Here is a 13,193-nt window from a genome sequence, read left to right as displayed (position 1 = left end):
TATTTAAGTATTTCAGAATTAGAATTGAAACAGGAAAGTAAAATTTGAAGTGTTAGTGTTTTAGTACCTGAAATAGCGCGAACAGCTTGTATAGTTGACAGGACTCGTTGTGGTTTCGAGAAATTTAATAATGGTTTCTGCTGCTGTTAGCTCCTGCACTTCGCCATTGTTGGGAAAATAGGGAGCATGTACAGCCGGAATATAATCATTAATACCTACCCGTAAAATTTCATTGTCATTCAGGTATTTGCCTTCTTCATTAAAAAGAACTACTTCGCGGTCAATTTTATCAATCATAATTCCGGAGTAGTAAAACCCTGATCCACTTTCGGCAAGGAATCTTTTTATTTCTGCAACGGTCATTTCATAAATTACTGTACCGTTGTTAAATGGCGAAATTTCGTAAATATCCCGTTTGATAACAGGGCCTTCAAATAATAAGGAACGAATCCCTCCGGTGTTTTGAAACGAAACGTCGGTGTTCAAATAACGGCGAATGGCATCGGTATAAAAACACCCGGTAGCCATTTTGGAATGATAGGCAGCCGAATACCCTATTTCTTCGTAAAGTTCGGGCCAATCGTTATAATTCTCAATGATGCTCTGGATGGTAGCATCTTTGTTAACGGAATGATCTAGATCGATCAGAGTAAATTTAACATCCTGAATTTCCCGATTTTTAATGCTTAATTCAATTTTTCCCAGATAATGCAGGTAGCCCCCAGCCTGAAATATAGGTGTTTCCCGGAATATGGTGTCGATAAGGCTATGTGAATGTCCACCAATAATCATATCAATAAACGAATTTTGGGCAGCCAGTTCAAAATCGGTATAGGCGCCCAGATGTGATAGTGCAACCAGTAAATCAGCATCTTCCTGTTCTTTAAGCGTATTGTAATTACCAACAATATCCAGGGCAGCGGTAAAACTGTAGTCTTTTACCCGCCACGGATGCGAAGATGGTATGGTTTCATGCTCAGAACCACGCGTTTCAAGCAAGCCCAGAAAAGTAATTCTTAGCGCTCCGGTTTCAATCGTTACAAAATCGAGTGGCTGGCTGTATTCGGTGCTTATAGCTGTGGTATTGGCACATATCCATGGAAAGTTTGATTGATTGATACGGTCTTTTAAAATGACCGGGCCATAATCAAAATCATGGTTGCCGAGCGCCATTATATCAAAACCGGTTTTGTTCATCAGGTCAATCATGGGCCAACCTTTGGGAGCGTAATTGTCAACCACCGGATTTCCGGAAAACATATCTCCGGTGCTGATTACAACAACATTGTTCGACTGTTTTTCCTGATCAATAATGTATTTTATTTTCGAAAAATTATCGATTTGTCCATGCGAGTCATTAACAAAAAACAGGGTGAGTTCCTGAGCCGGTTGTTCGGTTACCGAATCGTTTTGCGAGCAACCAAACAGAAAAACAGCAGCTAAAAATATAAGCACCCGTTGTTGTATCGTTCTATTAAGATTTCTAAAAAAACAAAATCCTATTGAATTAACAGGTGTTTTATTCGAGCTTGTTTTCCCTTTTTGTTTCATGGCATCAAAGTTACAGTAAAAACTTATTTTGCAGGTTAATTCAAAAAAAAGCTTCAATTTCATGCGAAACCGAAGCGTGTTACTTTGTTTAAAAAATAGTTTTTTACTGCATTCGCCAGCTTAAATGTTTTATCTGTCCGGCACGTAAAATTTTTACTTTGTACGTCTGACCTGTTTCCATGTTGTTTAGGTAGTCAAAAAACTTAACAATATTTTCGGCCGAGTTTAAAGGAATAGCATCAAACTGAAGTATAATATCGCCCCCGGCAAGAATTTCCTGGTTTCCAACCGCCATTGTTACGTAGCCACCTTTTAATCCCATAAAATATCCGGGAGAGTTTTCGGCAACCGCCTGCACCATCAAGGCACCATCTTGCGGTACATTAAAAATAGCGCAAAATTCGGCCGACATAGCCAACACACGGGTTCCAAACCAAATTCTCCCGCGTTGTTTCAGTATTTCTTCTGCTATTCCCGAGGTAGCTGCAAATCCCAGCCCTTCAAAACCTCCCGAAAATGACAAAATGGAGCTAACAATACCAATTACTTCACCTTTCATATTAAACATTGGTCCTCCGCTATTTCCTTTGTTTATCGATGCATCGGTTTGAAAGAACTCTTGAACCTTTTCGTTATTTGCCTGGTTTTTCTCGACATGCTTCCCACTGATTATTCCTTTTGATACTGAGTGTTCCAAACCAAGCGGGTTGCCAATTACAAAAATATCGTCGCCAATTCGCATCGCATCCGAATTTCCGAACCGGGCAGAAGGGATATGCGATGCAACTTCATTTAGCTGAAGTAAAGCTACATCGGCTGTTTGGTCGATTCTTCTGATGCTTGCACCGGTAATTGTTCCGTCGTGAAAAGCTACTTGAATTTTTGATGCATCGGCAACCACATGGGCAGCGGTAAGAATGAAAATCTTTTTTTCACCGATCAGCACTCCTGAGCCCATTCCTTCATCAGCAGTATAGCCATTCGGATTTCCTAATCCGGAGTTTCGTTTTTGCAGAACCTGAATGGTTACAACACTTTTGGTCACTTCTTCAACAAGATCAGCAAACGACTGCGCTACGGTTGTAAGAACAATAAATGAGAGAAAAATGGTGGCAAAAAATTTGGTCATCGTTAACGTATTTTAATATTTCGACTACAATATACACCATTTGAATTCAAGAATAAACCGTTATCAATAATTTAATGCATGTACTTGATTAACATTAAAAGCGTCTGTTTTTTTGAATTTTCGAACATACATTTGCGAAAACTGTTAACAGATGTTAAAATAATAGGGCTGGCTTAACATTGTGTTGAGTATCACTTAACCATAAATTTATATGGCTTACCTTTGATTTTTAATTTGAAATGGTTTGAAAAACAACAAAAAAGGTCTTGTATTGTAATCTTGTACTGACAGTAAAGATTAATTATGATTTTCTATTCTTCCTATGAAAATATTTACCTGATTTTACCTGTAATTGGCTTTATTATAGGGCTTTTTGGCACTATGCTTGGTGGGGGTGGCGGTTTTTTCTTTTTACCCGTGCTTACGCTCTTATTAGGAGTACCTGCCCATACGGCGGTTGCCACATCGCTGGCAGCAACCTTGCCAATTGGTATGGTTGGGTCGTGGGGGCATTATAAAAAAGGGAACATTGATTTGAAGACCGGTTGGCTGTTTGCTGTTGCAGGCATTGGTGGAGCCTTAGTTGGAGCCTACCTGGCAAAACTTATTTCAGAGCAACAGTTAAAAGTTCTTTTTGGAATTTATTCCATATTAATTGCTGTAAATATGCTGGTAACAGCAGTGCGCAAAAAACAGGCGGAAAAACACAAGCAAAAAAAAGAGGAATCAAAAACAGTGCGAATTGGCAAAGGATCTTTTTTTGGTCTATCGGCCGGAATGATTGCCGGCACCTTTGGCACAAGTGGTACTGCCCCGGTTATTGCCGGATTATTCTCGATGCGATTACCTGTTAAACTGGTGGTTGGTACCTCTTTGTTAATTGTTTTGGTAAATACCATTTTTGCGGTTGGAGCCCATTTTTTAATGGGGAGTATCGATCTTACACTTATTGCTTTTCTCACTTCCGGATCGGTACTCGGGGCTTTTGTTGGCCCGCGCCTGTTTTCAAAAGTAAAACTCGAAAAATCGGAAAGTAAGGTACACTATCTATATGCATTCATTGTGGCTGCAATAGGTATTGCAATGATTATAAACAGATAATATGATTCTAACCATCTACATATTTATTCTTTCATATTTTATTCTGGGAGCTGTAGGCTTCTATTTTATCAACAGAAAAAAAGATAAAGCTGCAGCTCGAAAAAGCTGGACAAAGTTTATTACTTATTTTCTTATTATTCACCTTCTGTTTTTTAGTATTACCATTAATATTAAGGCATTTCAAGTGTTGGTTGCAGTAATTGTTGTTGTTGGGGCTGTTGAGATGATCAGGCTCTATAAAATGGCTGCTTTTAAGCAAACAGGATTTGTAGCATTTGCTGTTTTTATTTACGCTGCACTTAGCAGTGGTTTATGGTTTTTTAGCAGAATGGATGTAAACCTTGTGCTTTATACCTTTTTAGTGTTGTCCATTTTTGATGCATTCAGTCAGATTTCGGGTCAGTTGTGGGGAAAACAAAAAATTGCACCAAAAATAAGTCCGAATAAAACAGTTGGAGGCTCTGTTGGAGGAGGCATCTTCGCGTTAGCAAGTGGTTTTTTACTTCGTAGTTTGTATACGAATGAATGGTACCTGGTTGCCGGTTTAACATTGGGGATTATTCTATTTGCTTTTTTAGGAGATATTGCCGCATCATTTTACAAAAGAAAATTTGGGGTGAAAGATTACAGCAGCCTTATACCGGGGCATGGTGGTTTTCTCGATCGGTTTGATAGTTTAATTGCCGGTGGGGCATGGGTTGCCATTTTCTTTTTTATTTGTGGTGTTTAACACTACATTTCGTGTAGCTAAAACTACAGTTCATTCAGATAAAATTACAGAATAGGTAGAGGAAGATAACTTTGTAAACGATTAAGAGGGAAACGCTGGTGTTTTTTTATGCAGCACTAAAACTAACTTTATGGGAAATACAATAACCTTATCCGTTGTATATTTTATAGCCATTATTTTGCTTCTGGCTTTTAACGAACTTAACTATCGCCGACTAAAGGTTAAAGGAGAATTTACACGAAAATTTGCACATTTTACTGCAACCATCGCAGTGGTTCCGTTTCCATATATTTTCTCAAGTCATTGGTATGTGTTTGTATTAGCCCTGATATTTTTTGCGGCCTTATTTATAACACAATACAGTAAACAGCTTAACTCTATTCACGATATCGATAGAAAGTCGATTGGGAGCTATCTTTTACCGGCTGCCATTTACCTTACCTTTTTAATGTCGGATTTACTCGACAATAAATTTATTTACATACTGCCAATGCTTATTCTTGGTATTAGCGACCCCATGGCTGCTATTGTGGGCATAAGCATGAAAAAGAACAACCACCGAATTAAACTTTTTGGGATCGACACCGGAAAATCAATTTTTGGATCGATTGCATTTTTGTCTACCAGTTTTATTATCAGTTTAATAGCCTTGTATTTTAATAGGGGGATATTTGATCTTAAAACATTTTATATTGGTTTAGGTGTTGCCATTGTTAGTACCCTTGCCGAGTTGTTTAGCTGGCGCGGATCAGACAATTTAACCATACCAATTGGGGCAGCAGTAACCCTGCTGTTATTAATGTAGGCATTTAAAACATGCGCGAAAAGTGGCATTTGTGGCAAAAAAAGAGTAATTTGTATATAACAATTCAGAAAACAAAGAAAACAGAAATAGCTAACAAGGGGTTATGCAAGGCCTCTTAATCAAAATCTATAGCATGAAAAAGATTGTAATAAACGGAGCTAATGGTTATGTAGCTTCTAATTTTATAAACGCACTATTATTGGGAAAGAAGCATAAGGTTGTTGCACTTGCACGAAGCAATAAAAAGCTATCGGCCGAAGCACGTGTTAAAACAGCCTTAGTTGAAATGAATGAGGGTAAAGCCGTTGATTTTTCAAATCTGGAGGTTCATAATTACTCGTTATTTGAAGCAGATTTCGCCTTGTCAGAAAATGAATTAGACACCATTTTTTGTGGGGATATTGATTACTTCCACTTTGCGGCAAGTTTAAAATTTGATATAAAATCGAAAGAAGAAATTTTCGGAACCAACTTGCAGGGGGTTACCAACTCAGTTAATACATTCCAGAAGTATACGTCAAAAGATTCGCGTTTCTTTTTTGTAAGCACCGCTTATTCTTGCGGAAGAATAGAGGGGACTTTTAAAGAGCAGTTTTATGCGAATGCAGAAATTGATGCTTTCCGCAATTACTACGAGCAATCAAAACGTTACGCCGAAAATGTTATAAAAGATTACATCGATAATAAAGAATTGAACGCTTGTATTTTACGCCTCTCGCAGGTAGTTGGCAACAATAAAACAGGCGTAACCAAAACCGATTATGGTATTTTTGATTTTTCGAAAAGAGTACAAAACCTGGCAAAAAAATATCCGGGTAGTGTAATTCGTTTAAAAGTTGATCCGGATTCTACTCAAAATCTGATACCAATTGATACCGTTGTAACGTACCTTATGAGTGCCGTACAGGCAAAAAATGTTCCGGAAATACTTAACTTAATTGCAAAAAGCTCGGTTAAAAATGCTGATATTCTGAAAAGTTTAAGCAAGTTGTTGCCTTTAACACTGGTTCCCGACATGGAGCTAAAAAAAGACAACATGGATGCTTTGGAGCGCATTATGGCAATTGGAATGTCGTTTACAGGTGCCTATATCGATACAAATATTAGTTTTGATACCACTAACATTGATTCTATAGTTGCTGAAGAAATAAGCCCGGTAACCGCTGCCACAATTGACCGGATGCTTACGTATTTTCTGAATTCGGAAAGCAGGCAGGAGAGCAATGGGATAAAAGCAGCCGTATAATTTTTTGCATAAACCCAAACTAAATTTTAGGTTTACATCCAATTAAGTTGAACGAAAATTATGAAGAAGATTTTAGTACGTGGCGAAAATATACTGAATATACCCAACGCCATTAGTTTATATCGTTTACTGGCTTTTCCGGTTATTTTTTATGCAGCGCTAACAGGTGCCGAACAATTGTTTGTTGTTTTGCTGTGTATAAGTTTGGTTAGCGATGTGCTGGATGGTAACCTGGCACGCTACCTAAAGCAGCAAACCAATTTTGGTGCAGCCCTCGATAATCTGGCTGATATTTGTACCTACGCAATGGCCATATTAGGTTTATTTGTATTTAAATGGACCGATATTGAACCACATAGCTGGTTTCTATTTTTATTTCTGGGCTTATTTGTTGTTAGTTACCTGGTGTCGTTTGCACGTTTCGGAAAAATCCCTGGACTACACTTGTATTCAGCCGTTTCGGCCGGATATGTACAAAGTGTATTCTTTTTCGTATTGTTTGTTTTCGGATTTTATACCTGGTTTTTTTACTTGGCAGTGGGCTGGGGAATTGTTGCCTACACCGAAAAGATTTTAGTGCTCTTTAAACTAGATGATATAAAGATTGGAGTAAAGGGGCTCTATTGGCTCATAAAAGCACAAAAAGAAACAAAATAACAACAGGCCACATTCTTCGGATGTGGCTTTTTTGTTCAATTCGTTGGTCATCATGCTATTAAAATAACAGACCTTGTTGCTGCTTGTTGCTATAAGAATGGTTTACTGTTATCTCCGAAGACTATACCATGGTGCACCGCAGGGCGTTTACTTTAACTTTGTTGAGGCTTTTTAGTCTTTTTCGCATTTAAAATTAGTTACTCGTGAAACGGAAATGCTTATCTTTAAAACATCATTAATTGCCATATGCAAGCGGAACCTGGTTGATGCAAAAACTCGTAACTAATATCTTATCCTTGCTACTTTTCGCTGGTTTTACATTAACTGTAGAAGCACAAAATACCGATACTGTATTTATTCGTTTTGATCAGTTGCTGATGCTAAGAGACACCATCTACTATGGCGTTAACGATTCGCTGGTAATTCTTGAACCGGGAACAGAATACGATATCATCAAAAACTTCCTGGTACGTAAGCCAAAGTACTACGAAAAGCGCCCCGAAAAGGTTGAGTCGGTAAAACGCTTAAACAGTCGATACGGCGATATGCTGATGGGCTCGATCAGGAGTAAAAAAGAGCAGCTACCCGAAGATTTTAACCCTTCCGATCAGTATTTTACATTCTACAACGACCGGATAATTAAAAGTATATTCATTGATGGCGTTCCGGTTTTGGATGGTAATTTATTCGACACAACAAGCGTTGAATCGAGCGGATTTGGACGCTTTCTGAATAAAACCTACAGCCCTACACGCGAGCGGGTTATTCGTAAAAATTTGCATTTCAAAGTAAACGACCGCGTTAATGCCCGTATCTTTTCGGATAACGAACGGCTTTTTCGCGACCTTACGTACATTGAAGATGCCGTGATAAAAATAACACCTGTTGAGGGCTCCAACGATTCAGTAAATGTACTGGTTACCGTAAAAGATCGTTATCCGATTGGGGTAGGCGGCGACATAAACGATTATAATGCCTTTGAAGTAGAGCCTTATACCCGCAATTTTGCAGGTAAAGGGCACAGTATCGGGATTATTGGAGAATACGATGGCGATACTGATGATAAATTTGGATATGGTGCCTATTACACCATTAATAATCTATGGGGAACGTTTATCGACAACGAAACACGTTTTTATAACGGATTGGACCGAAAGAACTTCCAAATTCAGTTCGAGAAGCCTTTTCTGACCACAAATACGCGGCACGGTGGCGAAATCGTTTATCAGCATTTACGCGAAAAAATAGCCGAGCATCCTTATAGTCCCGATTCGGTGGGTGATGATAACAGCAAATACAAGCTGCATCTTTTTGATTTGTGGCTCGGGCAATCGTTCTTTTTTTACGACGATTTAACACGACCCTTTTTAAACGTGGCTATGCGCTATATTGCTTTAAAATATACCGACAACCCACCGGTTGACGAGCATACAAATTACCAATTTCATAACAGACGTGTTTACCTTGCCGGATTATCGTGGCAGCAGGTTTCGTACATTAAAACAAGCAGGTTGCTGCAGTACGGCACCGTTGAAGACGTGCCAATTGGCTATAATATTAACCTAACGGCCGGATGGGAGAAAACATTGTTTTACAAAAGACCATACTCGGGACTGCGGGTTAATTATTCGCTGTTTTTTAATAATGCAGGTATTTTTTCGGCCTTTACCGAGGCGGGAGGGTATTTAAATAACTCGAATATTGAAGACCGTCTGGTAGATATCCGTTTCAATTATTTTAGTCCGCTAATTAAATTGCGCACGGTGGAACTCCGAAATATCATGGAGTTTAAATTTGATGCTGTGCGAAATCCCAGGTATTTTATTCCGTACTATACCAGCCGAAATTTTGTAAACGATTATTTCATTGGTTATGATCGGGTTTCGAATTTATCTTTCGAATATCGCCCCGTGTTTTATTCCAATTACCAGGTATGGGGATTTCGTTTTTCGTTTAATCCATACATTAACATCGGGTGGTTAAGGAAGCAAAATGAAAACGAAATTATTACCGACAGGTATTCTGAAATAGGAATTTGGGCCAGTACCAAAAACGAGAGTCTTATTTTTCCGGCCATGCACTTGCAACTGGGTTATTTACCCAATAAACTGGAGCAGGAGCCACGTTTTGTTTTTACCGTAGTGTTTAAAGATATTAAAGTGTTTAAGGACTTTACATCGCTAAAACCAGAGCTTATTCAGCCAAAACGAATGTTTTAAGTATGTACTGTTGCACGTGTCCTCTACTGTGGTTTGATTTATTTCGTAACAAAGTGGAATTGCAAACTAAAGAAGCTTCAATTTTTTTACAGCCGTATTGGCTTAGGCACGAATTGTAAATTGGCGCCGGTGGGGGCAGATAGTGCTTGCTCCCAGCTCTTCTTCAATAGGTAGCAGTTATTCAATAACACTGTATTCTACCGCACTCACTTCCTGCTCATCCGGGTTTTTAATATCGAATACCACCTTATGCAATTTACCCATATTTACATACTCTTCATTTACCGGCAGGCCTTCGTCACGACCAATATCGGATGACTAGGGCTTGAAGTTTGTCATGCCAGACCCGGTCTTGTCATATACATTGAAAAATTCGTCCTTCATGATGGTGGCGACTCCACCTTCCGGCTTCTCGATCAGATCCTTCTCCAGCGTCTTGATCCGAACCTTCCACCCCTCCGGGAGCTTCTGGTAAACGCCTGGCAAGGCGGCCAGGAATTCATCATACGTATATTGGGGTTCGAGACCCAACTCAAACCCTTTCATGACCCAGGTGTTGCCTTCAGCATCGTCCAGGAGAATTACGGTCGTGCCCTTGTTCCAACCCAACCCACTGTTCCTGGCAATCGTCACGGGCTCGTAGGTCGCGATTTCTCCCACGCTGGCATTGTTGCCCATGTTCAGTTGGGCGCACCACACGGCAGCAAGACCGTCGAAATCCCTTTCGGCTCCGACATCGATTTCAACCCAATCAGGCAGGCAGAGTTTCGGGCCGTTCAAGGACGCACCGAGTACACCGTATTCCTTCTGAACCTGGTCGAAATCGATGCCCTCGAGCAGCTCTTGCGGGGAAGTGTCTTTCGACTTCGGGATGCCCTTAGGGGTGTACATGGTGTTGTATACGGCGGCGATGAAGTCTCCCGTGGCTGCCTCGCGGCCGACAAGAAAGATTTCGACGAATCGCACCTGGTGCACATTGTCAACACGATCGTATTTGGCAGCGGCACCGTCGCCAAACACTGCGGGTAGCGCAGGGTCTTGTCCTGCACATGACAACGATAAGGCCCCTGACAGGAAGATCGCCAGCAAGGCTACATTCATCGTTCTCATAAACTGTCTCCTTTGAATTTTTCTCATAATTTGTCTCTTTTCAATTCGTAAACGTTTGCTCTGCCACCGCCGATCACGGGGGCTCGACGTCCATCAAGTACAAAAAGTAGGATGGGCACACCAACTCTTTTCTTGTCCAATCATGCATCGAATAAGAGTTATGTGGCTAGTTTCAAATTCCTTTGTGACCCATCCTGCAACTATTCAATAACACTGTATTCTGCCGCACTCACTTCCTGATCATCCGGATTCAAAATGTCAAACACCACTTTATGCAATTGTCCCGGGGTAAATATAAATTTACCCAAGTCTGCGTATTCTTCATTTACCGGCAGGCCTTCGTCGCGTCCTATATCAAAAGTTTCGTGAGCGGTATAAGAACCATATACAGTGGCAGTTATATCCATTTCGCCCACCTTCTCATCATTGATAAAGAATTCAACGGTTGATGGACCGTTTAGTATTTGTTCTTTCATGGTGTGTTTTAAGGTGATTTTGATATCTCCATAGGGAATTTTTACATCACCATCAAAATCGTGCCAGTACAAGCCAAGTGTTGAATAGCTGTAACGCAGTTTTCCATCCATAATGAACAGCGCCTGTCCACCAATGTGTTCACCGACCGCATAAATCACACCCTGAGTGTTCTCATCAGCCGTGATATAAGCATTTATTTCATAATTAGTCGATTTGATCTCGGGACCTGCCAGCTCAGGAACACGGTAAACATTGGGTGTTAGTTCCCAGTGTTTTTTTCCAACCCGCTGCGGATTCGATTCCGGTTGCAGCGGTCTACCCAGAGAACCGCCAACAGGATAAACATCGTATTTTTCGGCTTCTTCCCAGAATAGTTTCTCCAGCTCTTTTACTTTTTCCGGGTATTGGTCAGCCACGTTAACCTGCAGTATAGGATCTTCTTCAATATTATACAATTCCCATTCGGTATTCAGGGGATCGAAATTTGCCATAGCTTCAGGATCAACTGACCAGGGAATGCGATATGGTTTCCCGGCAATGGTCCAACCTTCGTGATACAAGCCTACAAATCCGAGCATTTCAAAATACTGAGTAGGGTGGTTGGTTTTGGCATTTGCATCGTTCCAGGCATAGGTTAGCGATTTTCCCGGATACTCTTTTCTTTTCTGTCCATTTACAAGGTCGGGTGCAGGAACGCCTGTAACTTCAAGTATGGTGGGAACAAGGTCGGTCACATTCTGAAATTGTCTGCGCCATTCTCCTTTTGCTTTTATTGCTTTTGGGTAGCGTATGGCTGTGGCAGATATGGTACCTCCAAAATGGGAAGCCATTTGTTTGGTCCACTGGAACGGGGTTGATGAGGCATATGCCCATGCCACCGAATAATGGTTGGCCAAGTGCGGCCCTCCCCAGGCATCCAACCCACCGAACTCTTCGAGTTTTTCTAACTGCTGTTCCATAGTAAGCGGCGGGAATCCGTTTTGCATCAGTAGCTCAGAAAAGGTTCCTGTGGGTGTACCTTCTGCTGTACAACCATTATCAGCTGTAAGATAAACCATCAGTGTATTATCCAATTCTCCCATTTCCTCCAAATGACTGATAACCCGTCCGACATGATAATCCACATGTTCCAGGAAACCGGCATTGACCTCCATTTGCCTGGCCAGGTATTTTTTCCCTTCTTCGCTGAACGAATCCCATTCAGGAATGACATCGGGCCAATCGATCATTTCCGCGTCTTCAGGAACAAGCCCCAGCTTTTTCTGACGCTCCAGCAACTGTTGTCTGTAAACCTGCCATCCCTCGTCAAATTATCCTTTATACTTGTCTCTCCATTCTTTGGGCACCTGTATAGGAGCATGAACGGCCCCTGGCGTGTAATACATAAAGAAAGGTACATCCCTGAGCCCTTTCCAGTTGTCAAGCCATTTGATGGCCTGGTCTGCCATACCTTGCGAGATGTGAAATTGTGAACCATCGGCATTAGTTTTCGGGGTTTCGATAGCAGTCGTGTTTTCATATAACAACGGATGAAACTGGTTGGTCTCTCCGCCCAAAAAACCCCAGAAATATTCAAATCCCCAGATCGATCCGGTAGGCCATGACTGGAACGGACCAACCGGTGAAGCTTCTTCCATAGGTGTATTGTGCCACTTACCAAATGCCGCTGTCGCATAGCCATTATCGGTTAGAATTTTTGCGATGGATGGAGTACTGTAATCGAGTTGAGAGTTGTACCCCGGGTAACCAGTGGCAAACTCCGAAATGATACCGGTACCGATCTGGTGGATATTGTAACCGGTGAGCAAAGAACCACGAGTTGGGGAACAAACGGCTGCTACCGACATATGGGTGTAGCGTATTCCTTCGTCACCTATGCGGTCGAAAGTGGGGGTTTTCATTACGCCCCCGAAAGAGCTTGTGTTAGAATAACCAGCATCGTCAAGCATAATAACAAGTACATTGGGAGCTTCTTCCGGAGCCTCGGGTTGTCCAATAAAATCAGGTTTCGAGTCGGCGAGGGTTTTACCCTGAACGCCTTTCCATTCGGGCAGCGGGTAGGGGATTGCATTTTTTTCCTGATCTGATTGTTTTTCAGGTGTTGTTGTACAGGATGTTATGAGCAATACACTCATAATTCCAACTAAAAGAAGTGATTTGAATTTCAT

At 41.0% G+C, this 13,193-nt stretch carries 9 protein-coding genes and 1 pseudogene; 6 read left to right on the top strand and 4 right to left on the bottom strand.

The window, feature by feature from the left end:
• Positions 1-60 precede the first annotated feature (60 nt).
• Entirely contained in the window at positions 61-1,551 is a 1,491-nt protein-coding gene (locus QZ574_RS05200; protein WP_297087504.1) for a bifunctional UDP-sugar hydrolase/5'-nucleotidase, read from the bottom strand.
• 103 nt (positions 1,552-1,654) lie between these two features.
• The gene (locus tag QZ574_RS05195) at positions 1,655-2,680 is read right to left on the bottom strand and encodes a trypsin-like peptidase domain-containing protein (RefSeq protein ID WP_297087502.1); all 1,026 of its coding nucleotides are present in this window, start codon (positions 2,678-2,680) and stop codon (positions 1,655-1,657) included.
• Between the two features lie 303 nt (positions 2,681-2,983).
• Here QZ574_RS05195 and QZ574_RS05190 point away from each other — a divergent pair, with 303 nt between their 5' ends.
• From QZ574_RS05190 to QZ574_RS05165, 6 genes are all read left to right on the top strand, one after another.
• The gene (locus QZ574_RS05190) at positions 2,984-3,781 is read left to right on the top strand and encodes a sulfite exporter TauE/SafE family protein (protein WP_297087500.1); all 798 of its coding nucleotides are present in this window, start codon (positions 2,984-2,986) and stop codon (positions 3,779-3,781) included.
• A 1-nt stretch (position 3,782) separates the two neighbouring features.
• Positions 3,783-4,511: a phosphatidate cytidylyltransferase gene (locus QZ574_RS05185; protein ID WP_297087497.1), complete on the top strand. Its 729-nt coding sequence runs from the start codon at positions 3,783-3,785 to the stop codon at positions 4,509-4,511.
• Between the two features lie 130 nt (positions 4,512-4,641).
• Positions 4,642-5,316: a phosphatidate cytidylyltransferase gene (locus QZ574_RS05180; protein WP_297087495.1), complete on the top strand. Its 675-nt coding sequence runs from the start codon at positions 4,642-4,644 to the stop codon at positions 5,314-5,316.
• A gap of 133 nt (positions 5,317-5,449) precedes the next feature.
• Positions 5,450-6,562, top strand: a complete 1,113-nt coding sequence (locus tag QZ574_RS05175; RefSeq protein ID WP_297087493.1) for an SDR family oxidoreductase — start codon at positions 5,450-5,452, stop codon at positions 6,560-6,562.
• Positions 6,563-6,622: 60 nt separating this feature from the next.
• Complete coding sequence (locus QZ574_RS05170; RefSeq protein WP_297087492.1) at positions 6,623-7,219, top strand: CDP-alcohol phosphatidyltransferase family protein; 597 nt, start codon at positions 6,623-6,625, stop codon at positions 7,217-7,219.
• A gap of 239 nt (positions 7,220-7,458) precedes the next feature.
• Positions 7,459-9,438, top strand: coding sequence for a hypothetical protein (locus tag QZ574_RS05165; RefSeq protein WP_297087489.1), 1,980 nt, complete (start codon positions 7,459-7,461; stop codon positions 9,436-9,438).
• A 318-nt stretch (positions 9,439-9,756) separates the two neighbouring features.
• Here QZ574_RS05165 and QZ574_RS05160 read toward each other — a convergent pair whose 3' ends face one another.
• Both QZ574_RS05160 and QZ574_RS05155 read right to left on the bottom strand, forming a co-directional pair.
• Positions 9,757-10,575, bottom strand: coding sequence for a hypothetical protein (locus QZ574_RS05160; RefSeq protein ID WP_297087487.1), 819 nt, complete (start codon positions 10,573-10,575; stop codon positions 9,757-9,759).
• 173 nt (positions 10,576-10,748) lie between these two features.
• A pseudogene (locus tag QZ574_RS05155) lies at positions 10,749-13,160 on the bottom strand (arylsulfatase).
• Positions 13,161-13,193 lie beyond the last annotated feature (33 nt).

Source organism: uncultured Draconibacterium sp., from assembly GCF_913063105.1.
Lineage (GTDB): Bacteria > Bacteroidota > Bacteroidia > Bacteroidales > Prolixibacteraceae > Draconibacterium.
This window is presented reverse-complemented; position numbering and strand designations above follow the sequence as displayed.

Coding starts and splice junctions, on each gene's coding strand:
- QZ574_RS05200 (WP_297087504.1), bottom strand. CDS start 1,551: ATGAAACAAAAAGGGAAAACAAGCTCGAATAAAACACCTGTTAATTCA.
- QZ574_RS05195 (WP_297087502.1), bottom strand. CDS start 2,680: ATGACCAAATTTTTTGCCACCATTTTTCTCTCATTTATTGTTCTTACA.
- QZ574_RS05190 (WP_297087500.1), top strand. CDS start 2,984: ATGATTTTCTATTCTTCCTATGAAAATATTTACCTGATTTTACCTGTA.
- QZ574_RS05185 (WP_297087497.1), top strand. CDS start 3,783: ATGATTCTAACCATCTACATATTTATTCTTTCATATTTTATTCTGGGA.
- QZ574_RS05180 (WP_297087495.1), top strand. CDS start 4,642: ATGGGAAATACAATAACCTTATCCGTTGTATATTTTATAGCCATTATT.
- QZ574_RS05175 (WP_297087493.1), top strand. CDS start 5,450: ATGAAAAAGATTGTAATAAACGGAGCTAATGGTTATGTAGCTTCTAAT.
- QZ574_RS05170 (WP_297087492.1), top strand. CDS start 6,623: ATGAAGAAGATTTTAGTACGTGGCGAAAATATACTGAATATACCCAAC.
- QZ574_RS05160 (WP_297087487.1), bottom strand. CDS start 10,575: ATGAGAAAAATTCAAAGGAGACAGTTTATGAGAACGATGAATGTAGCC.